Source organism: Anaeromyxobacter terrae (genome assembly GCF_022690685.1).
GTDB classification, from domain to species: Bacteria; Myxococcota; Myxococcia; order Myxococcales; family Anaeromyxobacteraceae; genus Anaeromyxobacter; species Anaeromyxobacter terrae.
The window spans coordinates 1-22411 of record NZ_JALCYY010000070.1 but is presented as its reverse complement, the minus strand read 5'-3'; the positions used below and the strand labels follow the sequence as shown (position 1 = coordinate 22411).

Sequence of the window (22411 nt, the reverse complement as noted above, 5' to 3'; positions counted from 1 at the left end):
TCGAGGCCACGCTCGGCGAGCTGGGCGCCGCCTATGAGAAGTCGAAGGAGCTCGAGCGCCAGAAGACCCGGTTCTTCGCGAACGTGAGCCACGAGCTCAGGACCCCGCTCGCGCTGATCCTCGGCCCAGCGGATCCAGAGCGTCATCGCGCGCGCCGCGGCCGAGGAGCAGGCGGCGGAGGAGCTCAGGCGGATCGCGGACGAGGAGGCCCGCTCCGAGGCCGAGGAGGCGGCGCGGAGGCGCGAGGCGGAGGAGGAGACGCTGCGCCGCGCGATCGAGAGCGCCCGCGCCGAGATGGAGGCCCTGCGCCGCCGCAGCGACGAGGAGTCGCGGCGCAGGGAGGACGCAGAGGCGGAGCTGCGCCGGCTCGCGGAGGAGGCCGCGCGGGAGCCGGCGGCGTTCCCGTTCCCGGACGAGGGCGCGCCCGCGCTCCGGCCCGCCCGCTCGGCGCCGCCGCCCGACGAGGCGGCGCGCCGGCGCGTGGCCGCGCTGCGCGGCCGGGAGCCCGACTCCGCGCCTTCACCGGATCCGGCGCTGCTGGGGCTGGCGGAGGCGCTCGAGGCGGACGCCCTCGCGCCGCGTCTGCCGCCGCCCCCGCCCGAGCTCCGCAGCGGAACCCTCGCCGATCTGCCGGCCCCGCGGCTCCTCGCGCTCGCCGCGCGCCAGAAGGTGAGCGGAAGGATCGACGTGGAGGGCGAGGCGTCGCGCTCGATCCACCTCGAGAACGGGCGCGTCGTCGGCGCGACGAGCGGCGACCCGGCCGATCGGATCGAGGAGCTCGCGCTGCGATTCGGCCTGCTCACGCGCGACCAGCACCGCCAGATCGCGACCGCCGCCGCGGCGCTCCCCTCGCGCCGGGCCGCGCTGCTCCTGCTCGAGCGTGGGTTCCTGAAGCCGACCGAGCTCACCTCCCTCGTCCGTCGCCGCGCCGAGGAGGTCGTGTTCGGAGTCTTCGCCGATCAGGCCGGGCGGTTCCGCTGGGCCGCCGCGCACGTCCCCTCCGAGGAGCGCATCGCGCTCGAGCGCGGCTCGCTCGCGCTCGCCGTCGAGGGCGTGCGCCGCCGCTGGCTCGCCGCGCGCGTCGACGAGGTGCTCGGCGGCCCGGGCACGCTCCTCGTCCCGGCCGAGGGCGCGCCCGCCCTCGCGGACCTCGGCCTGTCCCCCGAGGAGCGGCGGGCCGTCTCGCTCGCCGACGGGCTCCGCACGCTCGACGAGATCGTCGCCGCGAGCCCGCTCGACGCGCTGTCGACCCGGCAGGTCCTCGCCGCCCTCGTCCTCGTCGAGGCGCTCCGCGTCCGGGTGCTCCAGGGAGGCCGCCCGGCGGCCGCGGCCACGGCCGCCATCGACGTCGCCCGGATCCACGAGAAGCTCGATCAGGTGCGCCGCGCCGACTACTTCACCATCCTCGGGCTCGGGCGGCTGTGCACCCCGCATGAGGTCCGGGAAGCAGCCGAGCGCCTGTCCGCGGAGCTGACCGCCGCGCGGCACGCGGGCCTCCGCGGAGAGGGCCTTCCGGCCGCGCTCGACGAGATCCTCACCGTCGTCGCGGACGCCCGGGAGGTGCTCGCGGACGACCGGCTCCGCGCGGAGTACCTCGGCGGCCTGGGCGAATGAGCACGGTGGAGGTGCGGCCGGCCGGCGCATGGATTAAGTAAGCGGTCGGACACGTTGGAGTGAACTGAACTCATGGTGCGTGAAATCGTCATCTGGCCCGACCCGATCCTCAAGGAGGTCGCGAAGCCCGTCGATCGGGTGGACGACTCCATCCGCCGCCTGCTCGACGACATGGCAGAGACCATGTACGCCGCCGACGGCGTCGGCCTCGCCGCGCCGCAGGTCGCGGTGCTGAAGCGCGTCATCGTCATCGACACGTCCCCGCGCCAGGAAGGGCAGAAGCTCCTCCACCTCGTGAACCCGGAGATCGTCCGGTACGAGGGCGAGACGACTTGGACCGAGGGCTGCCTGTCCATTCCGGGCGAGGCGGAGGACGTGGACCGCGCCGCGAAGGTCTGGGTGCGCGCGCTCGACTACCACGGCAAGCCGTTCGAGCTCGAGGCCGACGACCTGCTCGCCATCGCGCTCCAGCACGAGACCGATCACCTCCAGGGCACGCTGTTCGTGGACCACCTCTCCAGCCTGAAGCGCGAGCTCATCCGCAAGCGGATGAAGAAGCTCAAGACGCAGCGGGCGGAGGAGTCGGCGCGGGCCGTACGGGACGCGCCCAAGCACGAGCGCGCGCTGTAACTCGGCGCACGATCCCGGGCCTGCGGCGGGCGTCCTCGCTCCTTGCGCCTGCGGCGTACGGAAGCAGTACGCCTCGGCGCGCGTCGCTGCGGGTGCCCGCCTCGGCTCCGGGCTCGTGCGCCTGCGGGACGTCTCTCGGCGCGTCCGGCACGATCCCGGGCCTGCTCGCTCCTTGCGCCTGCGGCGCACTGCCAGGCGCCGCTGTGCGCGGCTCCCGTCGAAGGAGCGCCTCGGCGCGCGTCGCTGCGGTAGCCCGCCTCGGCTCCGGTTTCGTGCGCCTGCGGGACGTCTCTCGGCGCGTCCGGCCCTCTCGGGTGCCGCGAAGCTCCTTCCGCGCGAGGCCGGCTCGGACCGGGCAGGAGGTGCCCGCCATGCTCATCTCCGGCCCGCTCGCTCCGCTGCGCTGCGACGAGCTCTCCGAACGGCTCTCCGCGCTGCTCGACGGAGAGCGCGATGCGGCTGCCCTGGTTCGGGTCAGGCTGCACGTCTCCGGCTGCCCCGCCTGCGCCCGGCTCGCGCTCGAGCTCCTCGCCACGGTCGAGGCGATGCACGGGCTCTCACGGCGGGGATACCCGCGCTCGGCCGGGCTTCACTGAACGGAGCAGTCCGCCGCCACGACCGTCGCGGCTAGAGCCGCTCGTCGATCGCGCGGTTCGACATCGCGTCCGCCTGCGCGTTCTCCTCGCGCGGGATGTGGCGGACCTGGATCCAGCTGAAGCCCTTGAGGAGCGCCTGCGCCTCGTCGTGGAGCGGCTTCAGGTGCTCGGCCTTCACGGCGTAGTCGCCGGCGAGCTGCTTCACGAGGAGCTCGGAGTCCGCGAACACCTCGAGCTCCTTGATGCCCATCGCCTTCGCGCGCCGGAGCCCGAGGATGAGCCCCATGTACTCGGCGACGTTGTTCGTGGACTCGCCGAGGAACTTGCCGACCTTGGCGACGATGTGGCCCTCCGGGCTCACGATCACCGCTCCGGCGCCGGCGGGGCCCGGGTTGCCGCGCGCCGCGCCGTCGGTGAAGAGCCGGGTGCGCTTCTCGCGCTCCTCCGCCTCGGCGGCCGCGGCCTGGGCGGCCTCGCGCTCCGCCTGGGCGGCGCGCTCGCGGCGGCGCTGATCGCGCTCGGCCTTGGAGAGGTCCATCGCCTCGTCGAGCTCGGCGGCGGAGCGGGCCGCCGCCTTCTCGACGTCGGTCTGCTTGCGGACCTTGATGCCCTTCGAGCCGCCGGGGGCGGCGGCCTCGCGCGCCTTCTCCGCCTCCTCGATCCGATCGGCGGCGGCGTCGATGAGCTTCCCGAGCGTGTCGCGGTCGTGCCCGGAGTAGCGCTGGAGCGTCCGGGGGAGCTGCTCGTTCGCGGCGATGAAGCGGAGGAGCTCGGCGAGGACGGACTTCGCCACGGGGGGCCTTAGGCCGGCGACGGCGCGGGCGGGTTCACCGCGTCGGCCGAGTAGATGATGCGGTGGCAGTTGGGGCAGGTCTCGATCGAGTTCGCCCGCTGCAGGGTGATGGCGAGCTGCGGGGGGATGTTCCGGTGACAGCCCTTGCAGGTCATGCCCACGACCGGCGCGACCGCGACGCCCGCCCGGCGCCTCTTGATGTTCTCGTACTTCGCGAGGAGGCCCGGATCGACCTTCTTCGCGGCCTCGGCGCGGCGCGCGTCGAGCTCGCGGAGCTTCTCCTCGGCGGCCGCGGTGCTCTGCTCGAGCTCCGTGAGCTCGCCCTGCGCCGCGAGCTCGCGCTCGGAGAGCGCCTCCGCCTTGGCGTCGAGCGTCTTGCGGATCTCGCCCGCCTGGGCGGTGAGCTCCTTCACGTGGTCGCTCTGCGTCTCGTTCGACTTCTTCGCGATGTCGATCTCGCGGGAGAGGGCGGCGTACTCGCGAGGCGTCTTGATCTCGCCGAGGCGGCCCTCCCACTTCTTGACCTTGTCGCGCTCCATCGCGAGGAGGCTGTCGAGCTGACGCCGCTCCCGCTCGTTGCCGTCGAGGCGCTGCTTCTCGTCGTCGTAGGCCTTGCGGGCGTCGACGATGGCGGCCTCCACGGACGTCTTCTTCGCGGGGATGGCGCCGAGCGCTCCCCTGACCTCGTTCGCCTCGAGGTCGATCTGCTGCAGCTCTTCCAGCGCCTTCAGCTTCTCACGCAACGACAAGGCTCTCGCTCCCTCGAATGATGGGCCCACCAGGATTCGAACCTGGATCGAATCGGTTATGAGCCGACCGCTCTGACCGTTGAGCTATGGGCCCAGGGTCCCAGCAGGCACCGTCTACCACATCACGACGACCTAGTTCTCCACGAAGCTCTTCAGCCGCTTCGAGCGGCTCGGGTGGCGCAGCTTCCGGAGCGCCTTCGCCTCGATCTGGCGGATGCGCTCGCGAGTCACCTCGAAGTCCTGCCCGACCTCCTCGAGCGTGTGATCGCTCTTCTCGCCGATGCCGAAGCGCATGCGCAGGACCTTCTCCTCGCGCGGCGTCAGCGTGGCGAGCACCTTCCGCGTCTGCTCGGCCAGGTTCATGTTGATGACCGCGTCGGACGGCGAGACGAGCGACTTGTCCTCGATGAAGTCGCCGAGGTGGCTGTCCTCCTCCTCGCCGATCGGCGTCTCGAGGCTGATGGGCTCCTTCGCGATCTTGAGGACCTTGCGGACCTTGTCGAGCGGGAGCTCCATCTTCTCCGCGATCTCCTCGGGCGTCGGCTCGCGGCCGAGCTCCTGGACGAGGTAGCGGCTCGTCCGGATGAGCTTGTTGATCGTCTCGATCATGTGGACCGGGATGCGGATCGTGCGCGCCTGGTCTGCGATGGCGCGCGTGATCGCCTGGCGGATCCACCACGTCGCGTAGGTCGAGAACTTGTAGCCGCGCTTGTACTCGAACTTGTCGACCGCCTTCATGAGGCCGATGTTGCCCTCCTGGATGAGATCCAGGAACTGCAGGCCGCGGTTCGTGTACTTCTTCGCGATCGAGACGACGAGGCGCAGGTTCGCCTCGACGAGCTCGGTCTTCGCGCGCTCCGCCTTGTGCTCGCCGTCGCTGATCGTGCGGTAGGTGCGGCGGAGCTCGTCGACGGGGACCTCCGCCTCCTCCTGCACGCGCAGCATCTTGCGGTAGGCCGAGCGCACGGTCCGGTCGAGCTCCTCGATCTCCTCCGCCGAGCAGGCGAGCTTCTTCGCGAGCTTCTTGCGCGCCCCCTCGTCCTCGCGCGCCTCGCGCAGGAGGCGCCGGAGCTCGCGGACCGGGACGCCGGTCGCGCGCTCGCAGTCGGCGAGCTCGCGCTCCGCCTCCTCCACCCGCTTGATGAAGCCCTTGAGGCGCAGGACGATCCGGTCGATCTGCTTCTTGTTGAGCTGGATCGCCTCGAGGTGCTCCATCATCTCGCCCTCGATGGTCTTGATCTCCGTCCGGAGCTCCTTGCGCTTCGGCTCGGAGAGCTTCTTCGTCGCGAGCGTCTCCTTCACCTTCGCGACGTCGCCCTCGAGCTTGCGGATGAGGTCGATGTGCTTCAGCACGTGCTCGACCTTGCGCTCCTCCTCCTTCGGGATCTTCGGGCGCTCCGGCTCGGCGCCCTCGACCGGCACCCCCTCGGCGACGGCCTCCCCGACCACCTCGTCGGCCTCGACCTCGCCCTCGGCAGCGCCCTCGACCTCGGCCTCGGCCTCGAGCGACTCCTCCTCGCTCTCCTCCTCGCGCTCGGCCTGCTGCTCGTCGCCCGCGTCCTTGATGATCTCGCGGACCCGGATCTTGCCCTTGCGCAGGCGCTCGCCGAGCTCGAGGATCTCGCGGATCGCGATGCTGGACGAGAGCACCGCGGCCAGGATCTCCTTCTCGCCCTCCTCGATGCGCTTGGCGATCTCGACCTCGCCCTCGCGCGTGAGGAGCGACACCGACCCCATCTTCCGCAGGTACATGCGGACCGGGTCGTTGGACTTGCCGTAGCCGGCGTCCTCGTCCGGATCCTTCTCCTCCTCGACCTCCGCCTTGCCCTCGGGCTCGGGCGGCTTGTCGGGGAGCTTCATCTTCTTCTCGGCGCCGTCCACGACCTCGATGTCGTGCTCGCCGAACATCGACATGACGTCGTCGATCTGCTCGGAGCCGATGTCGGACGGCAGGGCGTCGTTCACCTCGTCGTAGGTGAGGAAGCCCTTCTCGCGGCCGCGGGCCATGAGCGCCTTCACCTCGGACCGCTCGGTGATGTCGCTCATGTCGTCCTGCGGCAGATCCTCGTCGAGCTCGTCGTCGTCCGCGGCGGCGGCCTCGGGCTCCTCGCTCTCCTCGATCCCGTCGGCCTCCGCCTCGTCGAACGGCACCGCCGCCTTGCGGAGCTTCGGCCCCTTCGCCTTCGGAGCGGCCGCGGACTCGGCGGGCGCGCCGGCCTCGAGCTTCTTCTTCGGCGCCTTCTCGGCCTTCTCGGCCTTCTCCGCCTTCTCGGGCAGGCGCGCCGCGATCTTCTCGGCCTTCTCCGGCCGCTGCGCGTGCGCCGCCTTCTCGGGCTTGCGCGCGTGCGCCGCCTTCTCCGCCTTCACGGGCGCCCGGGCGGCCTTCGCCGCCGGCTTGGCGGCGGGCTTCGCCTTCGCGGCCTTCGCGAGCCGCTCCTTCTCCCGCGGCGCCGGCTTCGCCTTCGTCCGGGCGGCAGGCTTCTTGAGCGGCTTCTTCGCGGCCTTCGTGGTCATGTGCTTCGGCTCCTTCAACGGCTCGGCTGCTCGAGGTGGCGCTTCCTTAACGTGCCTGGGGCGGGCGAGCCCGGCGAACTTCCCTAGAATGCTCCGCAGCTTGCGTTTCATCCGCTGCGCTCCAGAGACTGCAGTCGGCGCTGCAGGTCCCGCTTCTGGTTGACGAGCCGCTGGTAGTGGGTCGAGAGGTCGTCGACGGCGGCGCTTCCCGCCCTGGCGACGCGCCTCTCCGCCTCTCCCATCTCCAACCCCAGCCGCTCCAGCTTCGATTTCACCGCCGCCTTCCGCAGCTCGGTCACGGCGCGCTCCACAGGTGGCCGCGCCGGCCCGACGATGTCCCGGACGCGCCGGAACGAGTCCTCGTCCCCCGCGGCCTGCATGCGCGCGAGCGCCGCGTCGAGCGGTATCGGCTCGCGGATGAGGTCCCGCGCGAGCTCGGCGAGCGGACCGGGCGGCATGAGCCCCGGCAGCCCCTCCTCGTCGGCGATGCCGGCGAGCTGCTCCGGAAACGCAGCCAGGAGGCCGAGGGCGTCGGCCGCAGGCCCCGGAAGGAGCAGCTTCACCCGGCTCGTCGGAGCCGTCCTCGGGGGCGGCCTCGGCGAGGTGGGTGCGGCTTCCGGGCGGGCGGGCGGCTGCCTTCTCAGCCGCTCCCCGTCGAGCTCGGCCCGAAGCGCGCCCAGGTCGAGGTCGAGCCGCTTCGCGATCGCGTCCTCGAAGACAGAACGCGCGAGCCCCTCCGGCATCATCCGCACGAACGGGGTGATCTCGCGAACGGCGGCGAGCTTCGCCTCGAGCGCGGCGTCCCGAGGCGCTCCCCCGCACGCCCGCTCCACGGCGCGATCGATGAGGTGCTCGGAGAGCGGGGTCGCCTTCGCGAGCAGCGCCTCGACGCCAGCCCGCCCGTGGGCGCGCGCGTACTCGTCGGGATCGGTCTTCCCGCCCTGCGACGGCAGGAGGGCGACCTTGCCGGAGACGCCGGCCGGGAAGAGCGCCGCGGCCGCCTTGGCGGGGGCGGCGAGGCCGGCGACGTCGCCGTCGAAGAGGATCGTCACCTCGCGACAGTCGCAGCGGCCGAGCAGCTCGACGTGCTCCTCCGTCAGCGCGGTCCCGCAGACCGCCACCGCGTTCGCGATTCCCGCCTGGTGGAGCCCGATCACGTCGAAGTAGCCCTCGACCAGGACGGCGGTCCGCGTCTTGCGGATGCTCTCGCGCGCGAGCTCGAGCCCGTAGAGGACCTTCGACTTCTTGTAGAGGGGGGTCTCCGGCGTGTTGATGTACTTCGCGCCGGCCTTGTCGGAGGCCTCGCCGGGCATGACGCGACCGCCGAAGCCGATCACCTGCCCGTCCATGCCGGCGATGGGGAACATGAGGCGGTTGCGGAACCGGTCATAGGCCCCGCCCTTCTCCTTCTCGACGAGCAGCCCGGCGCGCAGGAGCGCGTCCGCGCCGATGCCCTTCTCCGCGACCCGCGGCACGAGGTCGCCCCAGCCGTCCGCGGAGATCCCGATCCGGAACCGCCGGATCGCCTCCTCGCCGATGCCGCGCTCCTCGAGGTAGCGCCGCGCCTCCCCGCCGAACCGGCTCTGCAGGCGGGCCGCCCAGTAGCGGGCGGCCGCATCGCACGCCGCGAGCACCTCGTTGCGCTCCTTGCGGCGACGCCGGGCCTCGGCGCTGTCCTCCTCCGCCGCCTCGGGGATCTCGACGCCCACCTCCTGCGCGAGCGCCTTCACCACCTCGGGGAACTCCTTGCCCTCGAGCCGCTGCAGGAACGAGAACACGTCGCCGTATGCGCCACAGCCATAGCACTTGAAGTGCTTGTCCTCCGGGTAGACGTGGAAGCTCGGCGTGCGCTCCCCGTGGAAGACGCAGCAGCCCTTCCACGTCCGTCCGGACCTCTTGAGCTCCACGTGGCGGCCGATCACCGCCACGACGTCGACGCGATCCCGGACCTGCTCGATGAGCGCCTCGGGGATCAGGAGCATCCTCTCAGATGCGGGATGCGCGCCCGTCCGCGCACCCGGCGGAACGGCGCGCTACTTCGCGGCGAGGCGCGCCTTCACCATGTCGCTGACCGCCTTGCCCTCCGCGCGGCCCTGCACCTCGGGCAGGAGGGCCTTCATCACCGCCCCCATGTCCTTCGGGCCCTGCGCCCCAGTCTTCGCGATCGCGGCGTCCACCTTCGCGCGCAGCTCGTCCTCGCCGAGCTGTGCGGGCAGGTAGGCCTGGAGGACGAGGATCTCCGCCTCCTCCTTGTCCGCGAGGTCCGCGCGGTTCCCGGCCCGGTACTGCTCGACCGAGTCGCGGCGCCGCTTGATCTCCGTGGCGATGACGGCCAGCACGCCCGCGTCGTCGAGCGGCTTCATCACCTCGATCTCGCGGTACTTGATGGCGCTCTTCAGCATCCGGATCACGCTGAGCTTCGGCGCGTCCTTTTCCCGCATCGCGGCCTTCATGTCCGCGTCGAGTGTCTCCTTGAGCGCCATCGACCCCTCCCGAGGGACTAGAAGGCCTTACGCATCTTCTTCATCGCGCGCTTCTTGGCGGCGAGGGCCTTCTTCTTGCGCTTCACGGACGGCTTCTCGTAGTGCTCGCGCTTGCGGATCTCCGAGAGGATCCCCGCCTTCTCGCACTGCTTCTTGAAGCGCTTCATCGCATTCTCGAAGGACTCGCCGTCCTTGACGCGCACGCCGGTCATCCAGTTCGTCTCCGCTCTCTGTTACTTCGATCTCGGGTTTACCGCCGAAACGCAAAACGAGCCGGGCACCCTCGGACGCCCGGCCCTCCGTGCGGCTGAGGGGCGGCTATTAGACGAAATCCTCACCCCTGTCAAGGGGTTCCGCCCCCGCCGCTCTTCTGCCGGCGAGGTCCGCCGTGGCGCCGCTCGAGCACCGCGTACACCTCCGCGGGCGTCACGTCCGCCGCGGAGAGGAGCACGTACAGGTGATACAGCAGATCGGCCGCCTCGTGGGCCACGTGGTCCTTCGTGTCCCGCCCGGCCTCGAGCGCCTGGTGAGCCTCGTTCACCTCGTACGCTTCCTCGATGATCTTCCGGCGGATGCGGGACGGGTTCGAGAGGAGCTGCCGGGTGTAGCTCTCGGTCGCGCCGAGGTCGGCCTTGCGCGACTCGATGGTCGCCCAGAGCTGGGCGAGGAAGCGTTCGTCTGCCATGGGATCTCCAGTATCTCCGAGAAGCAGCTCCGAGCTCCGGTGTGGCACGCCGGCCCGGTCTGCCGGACGACGTACAGGACCGTATCCCCGTCGCAGTCGAGCGCCATCTCCCGCGCCTCCTGCACGTGGCCGCTGGTATCGCCCTTCACCCAGATGGACTGCCGGCTCCGGGACCAGTATGTCGCCCGCCCGGTGCGAACGGTTGCGAGCAGCGCCTCCCGGTTCGCCCAGGCGACCATGAGGACCGTCCCGTCCTCCTCCTGAGCGACCACCGGCACGAGCCCGCGATCGTCGAACTTCACCCGCCCGAGGAGCGCCTCGAGCGCGGCCGGGTCGGCCGCCGACGCGGCGCCGGCGCGGCGCGGGCTCAGGGGCCGCGTCACGGCCGCACCTCGATACCGCGCTCGCGCAGGTACGCCTTGGCTTCCTGCACGGTGTGCTGCCCGTCGTGGAAGATGGACGCGGCGAGCGCGGCGTCCGCGATCCTGAGCCCCTCGGCGAGGTGCTCGAGCGTACCGACGCCGCCCGAGGCGATCACCGGGATGGTCACCGCCTCGCACACGCGCTCGAGGAGCTCGAGGTCGTAGCCCGCCCGCGTCCCGTCCCGGTCCATGCTCGTGAGGAGCAGCTCTCCCGCGCCGCGCCGCGCGACCTCGCGCGCCCAGGCGACGCCCTCGAGGCCGGTCGGCCGCGTCCCGCCCGCGACGTAGACCTCCCACTCCTGCGGCGAGGTGTGGGGCCGGCGCTTCACGTCGATGGCCACGACGAGCGCCTGCGCGCCCGCGATTCGCGACAGCCGGTCGACGAGCGACGGGTCCTTCACCGCCGCCGAGTTGACCGACACCTTGTCCGCCCCGGCATGGAGCAGGGCGACGAACTCCTCCTCGCTCCGCACGCCGCCGCCGACCGTGAGGGGCGCGAACACGCGCGCGGCGGTGCGGGTGACGAGGTCGAGCAGCGTCCCGCGGTTCTCCTGGGTGGCGGCGATGTCGAGGTAGGTGACCTCGTCGGCGCCCTGCGCGTCGTAGCGCTGCGCCGCCTCGACCGGATCGCCGGCGTCGCGGAGGTTCTCGAACTTGATCCCCTTCACGACGCGGCCGCCCTTCACGTCGAGGCAGGGGATGATGCGCTTCGCGGGCATGGCTGGATCCTAGGCGACCGCGGCGGCGATCGCCGCCGCGAGATCGATGCGGCGCTCGTAGAGCGCCTTGCCGACGATGACGCCCGCGAGCCCGGCCGCGCGGCACGCCTCGACGTCCGTGAGGCTCGCGACGCCGCCCGAGGCGACCACCGGGATCCCCGCCTCCGCCTGGATGCGCGCGGCCCCGGCCGCGTCGACGCCCGTGAACATGCCGTCCCGCGCGACGTCGGTGTACTCGACGAGGCCGACCCCCGCCGCCTTCACCCGGCGCGCGACGTCCACCGCCGAGAGCCCCGTCCCCTCCAGCCACCCGGCGATCTTCACCTCGCCGTTCCGGGCGTCGATGCCGGTGCGCACCTGCCCCGGGAACCGCTGGCAGGCCTGCTCGACGAGCCCGAGCCGCTCGACCGCCGCGGTGCCGAGCACCACGTAGCGGACCCCGAGCGCGAGCACCTTCTCGATGTCGGGCAGCGACCGGAGGCCGCCGCCGAGCTCCACCTCGAGCCCCGGCACCTCGCAGATCGCGCGCACGGCGTCGAGGTTCACCGGCCAGCCGGCCTTCGCGCCGTCGAGGTCCACGACGTGGAGGAGCGCCGCCCCGGCGGCCGCGAACTCCGCCGCCTTCTCGGCGGGGTGGCGCGCGTAGACCGTCTTGGTCGCGAAGTCACCCTTCTCGAGCCGGACGGCCTCGCCGCCCATGAGGTCGATCGCGGGGATGACGAGCATCGTGGGCTCCTAGATCGAGACGAAGCGCTCGAGGAACGCGAGCCCGACCTTCTGGCTCTTCTCGGGGTGGAACTGCACGGCGAGGAGGTTCTCGCGGGCGAGCGCGGCGCAGTAGGTCGTGCCGTGCGTCGCGACGAGCGCGACGCCCGGCGCGTCGGCCGGCGCGGCGTAGGAGTGGGCGAAGTAGACGTAGGCGCCGTCCATGGGCGCGAAGATCGCCGGGCGCGCGCCGACGAGCCGCACCGGCGACCAGCCGATGTGCGGGAGCTTCACGCCCTCGGGGAGGCGCCGGATGCGGCCCGGGAGGATGCCGAGCCCCTTCGCCCCGCCCGCCTCCTCGCCCTCCTCGAACAGGAGCTGCAGGCCCACGCAGATCCCGAGCACCGGCGCGCCCCGCGCGATCGCCTCGCGGAGCGCGTCGGCGACGCCGCTCCGCTGCATCGCCTCGGCGCACTCCGGCATGGAGCCCTGCCCCGGCACGACGACCCGATCCGCGCGGCGCACCGCGTCCGGATCGCGCGTGACCACTACCCGCGCGCCCACCTCGCGCAGCGCGTTCTCCACCGAGCGCAGGTTCCCCGCGCCGTAGTCGACGAGGGCGATGGTCCCGGCCCGGCTCACAGGAGGTCCTCCGTACCGAGGGAGTGCTCGGCTCCCCCGTGCTGACGCGGGGGGAGCCTGCGCTCCCCCGGACCCCCTGCTCGCTCCGGGGCAGCCTTATCCGGCTGCCCCTGCGCTCGCCGGCTCACAGGACCCCCTTAGTGGACGGAAGTGCCGTGCCCTCGCGCGCCGTCGCCGCCCGGAGCGCGCGCGCGGTCGCCTTGAAGATCGCCTCGACCACGTGGTGCAGGTTCCGCCCGTAGCGCACGTTCACGTGCAGGCAGATGCGCGCGTGGTTCACGAGCGCCTGGAGGAAGTCCTGCGTGAGGTCGACGTCGTAGGCGCCGATGAACTTCTTCCCGGAGGGGAGCTTCGCGTTGAAGGTGAGGTGCGGCCGGCCGGAGAGATCCACCACCACCTCGACGAGCGCCTCGTCGAGCGGCACGACCGCGTGGCCGTAGCGGGCGAGGCCCGCCTTGTCGGCGGTCGCCTGCCGCAGCGCCTCGCCGAGCCCGATGCCGACGTCCTCGACGGTGTGGTGCGCGTCGACCTGGAGGTCGCCCTTCGCGCGGACGGCGAGCGTCATCCCGCCGTGGCGCCCGATCTGATCGAGCATGTGATCGAAGAACGGGAGCCCGGTCGCGATGCTCGACTCGCCCGGCGCGAGCGCGAGCTCGACCGCGACGTCCGTCTCCTTCGTCTTGCGCGCCACCTGGCCGCGCCGCGCGCTCGCCGCGCCGCTCCGTGCCCCCGAGCGCTTCACCGCGTCCTCCTCCCCGCCGCCGCGCGGGAACCCCGCTTCGTGCCGCCTGCGGACCCCTTCGGAGCCCGCCGCGCGCTCGTCCCGCGCGCCGCCGGCGCGGCCTTCTTCCCGACCCGGACCGCCACCGCGCGCCAGTGGCCCTCGAGTCCCTCCGCCTTCGCGAGCACCTCCACCGCGGGCGCGACCTCCGCGAGCGCGCGCGGCGAGAGCTCGAGGACGCTCATCCGCCGGCGGAACGTGGCGACCGAGAGCGGCGAGGCGAACCGGGCGGTCCCCGCGGTGGGGAGCACGTGGCTCGGGCCGGCGAGGTAGTCGCCCACCGCCTCGGGCGTGCTCGTCCCGACGAACACCGCCCCCGCGCGCGAGAGCTTCGGGACGAGCGCCCGGGCGTTCCGGGCGTGCAGGGCGAGGTGCTCGGGCGCGAACGCGTCGGCGAGCCGCACCGCCTCGGCGAGATCCTTCGTCACCACCGCGGCGCCGCGGTCGTCGAGCGATCGCCGCGCGATGTCGCGACGGGGCAGGTCCGCGAGCTGCCGCGTGACCTCCGCGAGCGTCGCCTCGGCGAGCCGGCTGGAGGGGGTGACGAGCACCGACACCGCCCGCGCGTCATGCTCGGCCTGGGCGATGAGATCGCTCGCCACCTCGGCGGGGTCGGCTGCCGCGTCGGCGAGGACCAGGATCTCGCTCGGCCCGGCGATCATGTCGATGTCGACCTGGCCGAACACGAGCCGCTTCGCCGCGGCCACGTAGGCGTTGCCCGGCCCGCAGATCTTGTCCACCGCCGGCATCGAGGCCGTCCCGTACGCCATCGCGGCGACCGCCTGCGCTCCGCCGACGCGGTAGAGGCGCGATACGCCGGCCACGTGGCAGGCGGCGAGCGTCCAGGCGTCCATCTCCCCGGTGCCCTTCACGCCGGGCGAGCAGACGTAGATGTCGGCGACTCCCGCCACCCTGGCCGGGATGGCCGTCATGAGCACCGAGGACGGATAGCGCGCCGTGCCGCCCGGAACGTACAGCCCGGCGCGCGCGAGCGGCCGCACGACCTGCGCGAGCGTCGCGCCGGTCGCGTCGCGGCGCGCCGGCACCTCGGCGTCGCGCTCGCGCCGGTGGAAGTCGGCGATCCGGCCCGCGGCGAGCTTCAGCGCCCGCCTCCCCTCCGCCGGCAGCCCCTCGAACGCCGCGCGGAACGCGTCCTTGCCGAGGACGAGCCCCTCCGGCCCGCCCGGCTCCCAGCCGTCGAAGCGCCGCGTGTACTCGAGGAGCGCGGCATCGCCGCGGGCGCGGACGTCCTGCACGATCGCCAGCGCCGCCTCGCGGACGGGCGCCTCGTCCTCGTCCGAGCCGCGCGCGCACACGCGCGCCCACGCTTCGGCGAACGACGGGTCACGGGTATCGAGCTTCTGCACGGGGAGTTCTCCGGGGGCCCATTTCTATAGACCACCCGCCCCGTCCGTGGCGAGCCTTCCGGGCCGGGCGGACCCCGGCCCTGCTACATTCCGGCCCCATGACGGCCCCGCGCACCGATCTGTGGCTCCAGAACCTGCTCGACGAGCGCGACGGCGCCGCCCTGTACGAGGGGCTCGCGCGCCACGAGAAGGATCCCGCACGCGCCCAGAGCTTCCGCGAGCTCGCGCACGCCGAGCGGCGGCACGCCGAGCTCTGGCTGAAGAAGCTCGAGCGCGAGGGGGTCGCCGTCCCGCCCGACCGGCCGAGCTCCCGCGTCCGCGCGCTCGTCTGGCTCGCGCGGCGCCTCGGCTCCGCGGCGGTCGTGCCGATGGTCCTCGAGACGGAGGCGGGCGACGCGGACAAGTACGATCGCCAGGGCGGAGAGGCGAGCGCCATCGCCGAGGAGGAGCGCGCGCACCGCAAGGCGCTCGTGGGCATGAGCGAGGGCGCGCCCACCGACGCGCGGGAGATCATCGCGGCGCGCGAGCGCTGGCACCGGGCCGGCCGCAGCTCGGGCTCGCTCCGCGCCGCCGTGTTCGGCATGAACGACGGGCTCGTCTCGAACCTCTCGCTCATCCTGGGCGTGGCCGGCGCGGGCGTCGCACCCGGGACGGTCGTGGTCACCGGGTTCGCCGGGCTCCTCGCCGGGGCCTTCTCGATGGCGGCCGGCGAGTTCACCTCCGTCGCGAGCCAGCGCGATCTCCTCATCCGCCAGGTGGAGCTGGAGAAGCGCGAGATCGCCGAGGCGCCGGAGGAGGAGGCCGCGGAGCTCACCCTCATTTTCAAGCAGAAGGGGCTCTCCACCGAGCAGGCGAGCCGCACCGCCGCCGAGATCCTCAAGAACCCGGACAGCGCCGCCGACACCCTCGTCCGCGAGGAGCTCGGGCTCGACCCCGAGGACCTCGGCTCTCCCATCCACGCCGCCGTCGCGTCGTTCGTCCTGTTCTCGGTGGGCGCGCTCGTCCCGATTCTGCCCTTCCTCTTCACCACCGGCACGCCCGCCGTCGCGATCGCCTCCGCGCTCGCGGGCGCGCTCCTCGCCACCGTGGGCGGGCTGCTCGGGTTCCTGTCCGGCACGAGCGTCGTCCGCTCCGCCGCGCGCATGGTCGGCCTCGCCGCGGTCGCCGCGAGCGTGACCTACGCGGTGGGGCGGCTCTTCGGCGCGACCGTGGGCTGAGCGGGAACACCGCCCGGCGCGCGCCCCGCGCCGCGCTCGCTAGAACGCGATCCGGAGCTCGAGCCGCGGCGCGAGGACGACATGGGCGCGCAGCGCGCTCCCGTCGCGGTCCGCCTGGCCGGTCGCGGTGCTGCTCACGCTCGCGTAGGAGGCGGTGACGAGGGGCGTCGCGATGCGGAGCGACAGCGAGCCGGTGAGGGTGCGGTCCAGCGCGATCCCGCCGCTGACGCCGACGAGCCGGGACCGGTAGGTCGCATCGATCTCGCCCCCGACCTGCGCGGGCGTCGTCTCGCTCGCGCGCACGAACCCGCCCTCGAGCGCCCCGACGATCGAGAAGTCGACGGGCGCATCGCGGGGGGTCAGGACGCGGCGCACGCCGACCGAGGCGAACGCGCCCGTCACGGTCTGCTCCGTGGGCGAATAGTTGATCGCGCCGGACGGCGCCGGATCCATCTCACGCCGGTCCGCGCCCCCCGCGAGGCCGAAGACGACCCAGGTGCGCTCGCCGGCGCGCCGCTCGATGGAGGCGTTGACGCTCGGGATCGAGGCGTCGATCGACGTCACGTACGCGCCCGAGGGAAGGAGGATCGCCGAGATCGGGTCGCCGACGAGCGTCCAGCTGAGACCGCCGCCGAGCGACCACTCCGCCGGCGCAGCACCCTCGGCGAGGGAGAGGGCGGGTGTGAGCAGAGCGGCCAGGAACAGGGCGGCGGCGAGTCGGCGCATGAGGAGATCCTTTCACGCGCAGCGTAGCAGAGCACTGCCGCACGTCCAGCGGACAGTCACCCTGCGTCGAAACGCACCGGGGCCACCTCGACCCGCACCGGCACCCCGCCGCCAGGCCGGAGCGTGATGCGGGGCACTGGGACCGGGGGCGTGGGCGACAGCGGGACCAGCCGGACGCGCCGAACGATTGCCGCGAGCGCGAGCACCGCCTCGGTCCAGGCGAAGCCCTCGCCCACGCAGATGCGCGGGCCCGCGCCGAACGGGAAGTAGGCGAGCCGCGGCAGCCGGGCGTGCCGCTCCGGCAGCCAGCGATCCGGATCGAACCGCTCGGGCTCGGGGTACAGGACGGGGTCGCGATGGATCACCCACTGGCTCATCACCGCGGTCTCGCCGCGCCGGATCGTGACTCCCGGCAGCTCGAGATCCTCCACGGCCCGACGCGCGACCGTCCATGCCGGCGGATAGAGCCGCATGGCCTCCGTCAGGACCCGGCGGACGTACTCGAGGCACGGCACGTCCTTCGCGGACGGTGGCCGCCCTCGCGTGGCGCGGGCGACCTCGTCCCGGAGCCGCGCCTCGACCTCGGGGTGGCGGCCGACGAGGTCGATCGTCCAGGCGAGCGCGTTCGCGGTGGTCTCGTGCCCGGCGAGGAAGAGCGTCATCGCCTCGTCCCGCACCTCGCGGTCGGTGAGCCCGAGGCCGCCCTCCGCGTCCCGGGCGCCGATGAGCGCGGAGACGAGATCGTCGCCCGGGCGTGCCCGCCGCGCCGCGACGAAGCCGAGCACGGTCCGGTCGAGCGCCTCGCGCGCCCGCCGCACCCGTCGCGTCGACGCGACCGGCAGCCGATCCAGGAGCGGCGCGAGCGGGATGCGCGAGATCCGGAACGCGTCGACCGCCTCGCCGACGGTGGCCGCGATCCGGTCGACCTCGCGTCCGACCTCCGCGCCGAACAGCGCCGCCGCGACGATCTCGAGCGCGAGGGCCGCCATCTCGGCCGCGGCGTCGAGGCGCTGTCCGTCGCGCCAGCGCTCCACGCGCGCGGCCGCACGGGCGGCCATCACCGGCGCGTACGCCGCGATCCGGTCCGGATGGAAGGCGGGCTGGACCAGCCGTCGGTGGCGCCGCCACGTCTCGCCCGAGGAGGTGAGGAGCCCGTCCCCGAGCACCGTGCGCGCCGCCTCGAGCCCGCGATCCTTCCGGACGCGCGCGGCGTGGACCACGAGCACCTCGCGCACCAGCTCGGGATCGGAGAGCAGGTACACCCGCCGCGGCCCCACCCGGAACCGCGCCACCGTCCCATACGTGCGGCGGAGCCCGGTGAGGAAGCCGAGCGGATCGCGCGCGAACGGGCGGTAGCTGCCGCCGGGCGAGAACGTCCGCGGACCGGGAACGGCGGCGGCGCGCGACATCCGAGCGATCTACGCGCCGGCCTCGCGCGCCGCTACTCCCCCTGGTCCCCCTCGTCCGTCCCCACCGGCCGCGCGCGCTCCTCGCTGTCTTCCCGGAGCGATGGAGGGAGCTCCGCGACCGGCCGGCCCTCCTTCCGCCGCGCCGCGTAGTAGCGCGAGACGCTCGGGAGGCTGAACCGGTTCATGGTGACGCTGTGGGTCGCGAGCGCGTTCAGCCGATCGATGTCGATGAACCACTCCGGCAGGAAGACCGGCCCCACGCACAGCCCCTCCTCGACGAGATCCCGCACCAGCTCGGCGTCGTCGACGCTCATCTTCCCCGCGAGGAACGCGCGCACGAGCTCCACGTCGCGCTGCTCGAGCGCCGCGCGGAGGAAGTTGAAGGTCCGGCAGTAGCCGCGCTGATAGGCCGCGTCCTTCGTGAACGGCGCGCCGCCCTCGAGGAGCCCGCCGCGGAACACGCGCTCGCTCATGAGCGCCGCCTTCTCCGGGGGGAAGCGCGCGAGGAGGTAGCGGTACACCTCGAGGAAGTCAGCCCCCCGCGCGGCCATGTCGATCGCGATCGTCCGCTCGCCGAGCTCGATGTAGCGCTCGTCCGTGATGTACCCGGTGAGGAACTCCGCGACGATGCCGCCGCCCTCCTGCGACTCCGTGAACCGGGGGAGCCCCACCCCGAGCACGGTGAGCACCGGCTGACGGAAGCCGTTCAGCGAGGTGAGGACGTGCCACAGCCCCTCGTGATGGGCGAGCGCGTGCACCTGCCGCTCCGAGAACCGGGCGCCGGTCCTGAGGGTGATCCGCGTCGCGCCCGCCGCCGCGTTCGCGGTGAGCCGGGACGTGACGACCGCGGTCACGTTGCCCCCGAGGAGCGGGCTGCAGAGCTCGACGATGCGCTGCGCCGCCTCCTCGGCCGAATAGACCTGCTCCTCGTCGCGCGCCCGCGGCCGCGACGCCCACATGCGCGCGATGGCCAGGTTGTCGACGTTGTGGTCGGGGAAGCGATCGCGCGGGTCGCCGTAGACGCGCCGCGAGATCTCGTAGAAGCGCCTCGTCCCGCGCGCCGCCAGCATCTGCGCCACGGCGACGAACTCGTCGCACTTCTTCCGCAGGAGCTCCTCGACCGGGTTCTTCCCGCGGATCTGCCTCCGGATGGCGCGGAGCTCCTTCACCTTGTCCGCCGGGACGAACCCGAGCGCGGGGTACTCCGGGCGCGGCAGCTCCTTCGCGCCGTGCCGGAAGAACCGCTCGTGCACGTGCGCCCCCCAGTTGATGGCGCGGAGGACGCGGATCGGGCGCTGGGCGTGGACGATCTGATCGCTGAACCGGCGAAGGTACTCACGCGACACGCGGCGACGTTACCACGGCGGCGTCCGTGCGCCGGCCGCGAGCGGCCGTCCTCCGTCCCGCGGCGAGCGCCGCGCGGCCAGCACCCGCTGGAGATGCGGAGCGGCATGCCGGTTGCTCACCGCCCTGCCAGGAGGCCACACCATGAAGCCGATCCCGTCCATCCACCTCGCGACCACCACCGAGCGCAAGACCGAGCCTGGCCGCTTCGGCTCGGCGCTCCGCACCGCCGCGGCGAGCGCGGCCCGCGGCGTCGCCGCGTCGGTCGAGCTCGCCGCGCCGTTCGTGCCCGGAGGCACCGTCGTCTCCGGGGCCCTGCGCTCCGCGGCCGGCACGCTCGCGGCCGGCACGCTCGCGAGCGGCGGCGTCGCCGGCGGGACGCGCTCCGCGGAGACCGCCGTCGGCGAGGGCGACATCGTCGCGGCGACGCGCGCGCTGCAGCAGCAGTCCCAGAGCTTCAACCTCCAGTACCTGCAGCTGCAGGAGAGCATGCAGCGCGAGAGCCGCGAGTTCGCCGCGCTCTCGAACGTCATGAAGGTGAAGCACGACAGCGCGAAGTCGGCCATCAACAACATCCACTGAGGCCGCCATGCCCCTCGCGCCCGTCGGCGCGGCCGGTGCGGCCCGTCCCGCCGCCCCGGTCTCGCCCGACAAGCCTAGCTTCTCCGCGCTGCTCCAGGCGCGAACGCCCGCGCCCGTGGCGAGCGCCCCGCCCCCCCGTCCGAGCCCGGCGCTCGCCGCGCTCCAGGGGGTCGAGCGCGCGCAGCGGCGTCTGGAGGGCGTGCTCGCCGCGGCGCGCCAGGGCAGGACGTTCAGCGCCCAGGAGCTCCTCGGCCTCCAGGCCGAGGCGTACCGCGTCGTCCAGACCGTCGATCTCGCCTCGAAGCTCGTGGAGCAGGGCGCCCAGTCCGTGAAGCAGGCGCTCAACACCCAGGTCTGAAGGAGATTCCTCATGCGACGTGCGCTCACGCTCCTCGCCCTCGCCACGCTGCTCGCCGGCTGCGGGGACGAGGAGCTCCTGCACGGCCTCGACGAGGCGCAGGCGAACGAGATCCTCGTCGCGCTGGACGAGGGCGGCCTCGCCGCGACCAAGGCCCGCGAGGAAGGCTCGGACGGTCGGTGGATCGTCTCGGTGACCGGGCGCGACGCGGCGCGCGCCCACCGGATCCTCGCCGAGCGGCAGCTCCCGAGGCCGCGGGCGGCGGGGTTCGGCGAGGTCTTCGGCAAGGGCTCGATGGTGCCGACGCCGACGGAGGAGCACGCGCTGTATCTGCACGCGCTCTCGGGCGAGCTCTCGCGCAGCGTGGAGAGCATCGACGGCGTCGTCGAGGCGCGGGTCCACCTCGGCCTGCCGCAGCCCGATCCCCTCCGCCCGGGCGAGCGCCCTCCGCCGCGCGGGGCGGTCCTGGTCAAGTGCCGCCCCGCCTCCTGTGCCGCGGTGCGGGCGCTCGAGCCCGGGATCCGCGCGCTCGTCGCGGGCGCGGCCGACGGGCTCGAGCCGTCGGCCGTCTCGGTGGTGATCGCGCCCGGCGCGGAGGCCCCTCCTCCTGCTCCCCCTCCGGCGCGTCGCTCACGGCTGCTCCTCGCGCTCGCAGCGCTGGCCGGGCTCGGCGGCGCCGCGCTCGCCGGCATCTCCGCAGCGGGGCGGCTCCGGGGCGGAGGTGCCCGGTGAACCCTTCGGACCGTCTCCTCGCCTCGCTCGCGGCCGCCTTCGCGCCGGAGCGCGCCCCGGCCCTGCTCGCGCGGCTGGGCTCCGCGGACATCCGCGAGGTGCGCGCCCACGCCGAGCGGCTCGCGCCGGGCTCGCGGGCCGAGCGGCTCGCTGCGCTCGCTGCCGCGCTCGCGGCAGCGTACCGGGGCGCCCCGGTGCCCCCCAATCCGTCGGAGCGCCCGCGCATCGCCGAGATCTTGCGCGCCGTACGCCGCGGCCTGCCCGCCCCGGCGGTCGCCCCGGCGCTGTCGCGGATCTGCCGGGAACGGCTCGGCCCCTGACCCTGCGGCCGCGATCCGGCCGGCCCGTTCGGGCCGCGGCCCGCCGGATCCGGGCGGCGGGGAAAAACCGCAGTGATTCCGAACCGGCTCGCGCTGGCATGGGCCGTGGACCGTCCGCGGTCCATGTCCTTTCCGTTCGAGCTCCCGTCCGTCTCCCGCGGCCACGCCGAGCTGACCTTTGCGGCACGCGCCCTCGGCGCGGAGGTCGCCTCGGCGGCGGCGCGGTCGCTGGGGTCGCTCCTCGGCGGCGCGGTCGCGGTCGAGGCGCGAGCGGTCCCGGCGCGCGCGCGCCCGCGCGCCGGCGTCGCGCGCCTCGGTCTCGATCTTCCCGCGCTTCCCGGGGCGGGCGCGCTCGAGGTCGAGCCCGGCCTCGTCGTCGCGCTCGTCGACCGCCTCGCGGGCGGCACGGGCGAGACGTTCGGCGCGACCACGCTCACGGGGGTGGAGGCCGCGGCGCTGGAGCTCTTCGCGCTCTCGGCGCTCGACGGCGCCTGTGAGGTCGCCGCGGTCGAGGAGGCGCTGGCGCCACGCCTCTGCCGTGCCGCGCCGGAGCCCGCTGCGGCGCTCGCCATCGAGCTCACCATCACCGCGAGTGGCGTCTCCGGGCGCGCGCGGCTCCTCCTGCCTCCGTCCGCGGTCCGCGCGCTGGGCGGCGCGCCGGACTGGGACGGCTCCGCCGCGGGGCTCCGGGTGGTCGCCTCGCTGCGCGGCGGGGCGGCGGCGCTCGCGCCGGAGGAGCTCGACGCGCTCGCGAGGGGCGACGTCGTAGTGCTCGACGCCACGGCCGAGCCGCGCGCGCTGGTGCTCCCGGGGGGCGCGCGGCTCGCCGGACATCTCGAGGACGGGACCTTTCACGTGGAGGAGATCGACATGACGCAACGGATGGCGCAGCTCCCGGTGGTGCTCGAGATCGAGCTCGCCCGGGTGGAGGTGACCCTCGCCGAGCTCGCCCGGCTGGAGCCGGGAGCCACCCTGCCGCTCGCGCTCGACCGGCGCGGGCTCGTGACGCTGCGCGCGGGCGAG

At 73.6% G+C, this 22411-nt stretch carries 24 protein-coding genes, 1 tRNA gene and 1 pseudogene; 9 read left to right on the top strand and 17 right to left on the bottom strand.

Going from position 1 to position 22411, the window contains the following annotated elements; genetic code table 11:
* Window positions 1-294: 294 nt before the first annotated feature.
* From MNY62_RS21975 to MNY62_RS21965, 3 genes are all read left to right on the top strand, one after another.
* Window positions 295-1614, top strand: a complete 1320-nt coding sequence (locus MNY62_RS21975; RefSeq protein WP_242346483.1) for a DUF4388 domain-containing protein — start codon at window positions 295-297, stop codon at window positions 1612-1614.
* Window positions 1615-1686: 72 nt separating this feature from the next.
* Entirely contained in the window at window positions 1687-2244 is a 558-nt protein-coding gene (gene def / locus MNY62_RS21970) for a peptide deformylase (protein WP_242346482.1), read from the top strand.
* A gap of 371 nt (window positions 2245-2615) precedes the next feature.
* On the top strand, window positions 2616-2840 hold the full coding sequence (locus MNY62_RS21965) for an anti-sigma factor family protein (protein WP_242346481.1): 225 nt from the start codon (window positions 2616-2618) through the stop codon (window positions 2838-2840).
* A gap of 31 nt (window positions 2841-2871) precedes the next feature.
* On the opposite strand, the gene MNY62_RS21960 is transcribed toward MNY62_RS21965, so the two are convergent.
* The 14 genes and pseudogenes from MNY62_RS21960 to hisD form a co-directional block, all read right to left on the bottom strand.
* Window positions 2872-3633 carry a ribonuclease HI family protein gene (locus MNY62_RS21960; RefSeq protein ID WP_242346480.1) on the bottom strand — a complete coding sequence of 254 codons (762 nt, stop codon included), beginning with the start codon at window positions 3631-3633 and terminating at the stop codon, window positions 2872-2874.
* A gap of 8 nt (window positions 3634-3641) precedes the next feature.
* Window positions 3642-4376 carry a zinc ribbon domain-containing protein gene (locus MNY62_RS21955; protein ID WP_242346479.1) on the bottom strand — a complete coding sequence of 245 codons (735 nt, stop codon included), beginning with the start codon at window positions 4374-4376 and terminating at the stop codon, window positions 3642-3644.
* Between the two features lie 27 nt (window positions 4377-4403).
* A tRNA-Ile gene (locus MNY62_RS21950) sits at window positions 4404-4476 on the bottom strand.
* Between the two features lie 38 nt (window positions 4477-4514).
* Window positions 4515-7007 (bottom strand): RNA polymerase sigma factor RpoD, encoded by a 2493-nt coding sequence (gene rpoD, locus MNY62_RS21945; protein ID WP_242346478.1) that lies wholly within the window; start codon window positions 7005-7007, stop codon window positions 4515-4517.
* On the bottom strand, window positions 7004-8878 hold the full coding sequence (gene dnaG, locus MNY62_RS21940; RefSeq protein WP_242346477.1) for a DNA primase: 1875 nt from the start codon (window positions 8876-8878) through the stop codon (window positions 7004-7006). Before dnaG ends, rpoD begins: the two co-directional genes overlap by 4 nt.
* 51 nt (window positions 8879-8929) lie before the next feature.
* The gene (locus MNY62_RS21935; protein WP_242346476.1) at window positions 8930-9379 is read right to left on the bottom strand and encodes a GatB/YqeY domain-containing protein; all 450 of its coding nucleotides are present in this window, start codon (window positions 9377-9379) and stop codon (window positions 8930-8932) included.
* A gap of 17 nt (window positions 9380-9396) precedes the next feature.
* A complete protein-coding gene (gene rpsU / locus MNY62_RS21930; RefSeq protein ID WP_242346475.1) occupies window positions 9397-9591 on the bottom strand; it encodes a 30S ribosomal protein S21 in 195 nt (64 codons plus the stop codon).
* A gap of 131 nt (window positions 9592-9722) precedes the next feature.
* The gene (gene hisE / locus MNY62_RS21925) at window positions 9723-10064 is read right to left on the bottom strand and encodes a phosphoribosyl-ATP diphosphatase (protein ID WP_242346474.1); all 342 of its coding nucleotides are present in this window, start codon (window positions 10062-10064) and stop codon (window positions 9723-9725) included.
* Window positions 10065-10096: 32 nt separating this feature from the next.
* Window positions 10097-10336 (bottom strand): annotated as a pseudogene (hisI, locus tag MNY62_RS21920) (phosphoribosyl-AMP cyclohydrolase); the annotation flags it as partial.
* A 107-nt stretch (window positions 10337-10443) separates the two neighbouring features.
* Window positions 10444-11205 (bottom strand): imidazole glycerol phosphate synthase subunit HisF, encoded by a 762-nt coding sequence (gene hisF / locus MNY62_RS21915; protein WP_242346473.1) that lies wholly within the window; start codon window positions 11203-11205, stop codon window positions 10444-10446.
* Between the two features lie 9 nt (window positions 11206-11214).
* Window positions 11215-11931 (bottom strand): 1-(5-phosphoribosyl)-5-[(5-phosphoribosylamino)methylideneamino]imidazole-4-carboxamide isomerase, encoded by a 717-nt coding sequence (gene hisA / locus MNY62_RS21910; RefSeq protein ID WP_242346472.1) that lies wholly within the window; start codon window positions 11929-11931, stop codon window positions 11215-11217.
* Window positions 11932-11940: 9 nt separating this feature from the next.
* Window positions 11941-12552: an imidazole glycerol phosphate synthase subunit HisH gene (gene hisH, locus MNY62_RS21905; RefSeq protein WP_242346471.1), complete on the bottom strand. Its 612-nt coding sequence runs from the start codon at window positions 12550-12552 to the stop codon at window positions 11941-11943.
* Between the two features lie 124 nt (window positions 12553-12676).
* Window positions 12677-13294: an imidazoleglycerol-phosphate dehydratase HisB gene (gene hisB / locus MNY62_RS21900; RefSeq protein ID WP_242346470.1), complete on the bottom strand. Its 618-nt coding sequence runs from the start codon at window positions 13292-13294 to the stop codon at window positions 12677-12679.
* Window positions 13291-14700 carry a histidinol dehydrogenase gene (gene hisD, locus MNY62_RS21895; protein ID WP_242346469.1) on the bottom strand — a complete coding sequence of 470 codons (1410 nt, stop codon included), beginning with the start codon at window positions 14698-14700 and terminating at the stop codon, window positions 13291-13293. Before hisD ends, hisB begins: the two co-directional genes overlap by 4 nt.
* A 98-nt stretch (window positions 14701-14798) precedes the next feature.
* Between hisD and MNY62_RS21890 the strand changes: the two genes are divergently transcribed.
* Complete coding sequence (locus tag MNY62_RS21890; RefSeq protein WP_242346468.1) at window positions 14799-15917, top strand: VIT1/CCC1 transporter family protein; 1119 nt, start codon at window positions 14799-14801, stop codon at window positions 15915-15917.
* 39 nt (window positions 15918-15956) lie between these two features.
* Here MNY62_RS21890 and MNY62_RS21885 read toward each other — a convergent pair whose 3' ends face one another.
* The 3 genes from MNY62_RS21885 to MNY62_RS21875 are packed head-to-tail and all read right to left on the bottom strand — an operon-like array spanning window position 15957 to window position 19398.
* Entirely contained in the window at window positions 15957-16643 is a 687-nt protein-coding gene (locus tag MNY62_RS21885; protein WP_242346467.1) for a hypothetical protein, read from the bottom strand.
* Between the two features lie 56 nt (window positions 16644-16699).
* Complete coding sequence (locus MNY62_RS21880; protein WP_242346466.1) at window positions 16700-18052, bottom strand: cytochrome P450; 1353 nt, start codon at window positions 18050-18052, stop codon at window positions 16700-16702.
* Window positions 18053-18084: 32 nt separating this feature from the next.
* Window positions 18085-19398, bottom strand: coding sequence for a flavohemoglobin expression-modulating QEGLA motif protein (locus MNY62_RS21875; RefSeq protein ID WP_242346465.1), 1314 nt, complete (start codon window positions 19396-19398; stop codon window positions 18085-18087).
* Window positions 19399-19540: 142 nt separating this feature from the next.
* Between MNY62_RS21875 and MNY62_RS21870 the strand changes: the two genes are divergently transcribed.
* The 5 genes from MNY62_RS21870 to MNY62_RS21850 form a co-directional block, all read left to right on the top strand.
* A complete protein-coding gene (locus MNY62_RS21870) occupies window positions 19541-19978 on the top strand; it encodes a hypothetical protein (protein WP_242346464.1) in 438 nt (145 codons plus the stop codon).
* 7 nt (window positions 19979-19985) lie between these two features.
* Window positions 19986-20336, top strand: coding sequence for a hypothetical protein (locus MNY62_RS21865; RefSeq protein ID WP_242346463.1), 351 nt, complete (start codon window positions 19986-19988; stop codon window positions 20334-20336).
* Window positions 20337-20348: 12 nt separating this feature from the next.
* On the top strand, window positions 20349-21068 hold the full coding sequence (locus tag MNY62_RS21860; protein ID WP_242346462.1) for a secretion protein: 720 nt from the start codon (window positions 20349-20351) through the stop codon (window positions 21066-21068).
* A complete protein-coding gene (locus MNY62_RS21855) occupies window positions 21065-21388 on the top strand; it encodes a hypothetical protein (RefSeq protein ID WP_242346461.1) in 324 nt (107 codons plus the stop codon). The genes MNY62_RS21860 and MNY62_RS21855 overlap by 4 nt, the downstream gene beginning before the upstream one ends.
* Before the next feature lie 123 nt (window positions 21389-21511).
* Window positions 21512-22411, top strand: a 900-nt coding sequence (locus MNY62_RS21850; RefSeq protein ID WP_242346460.1) for a FliM/FliN family flagellar motor switch protein, incomplete at its 3' end; no start/stop codon positions are given.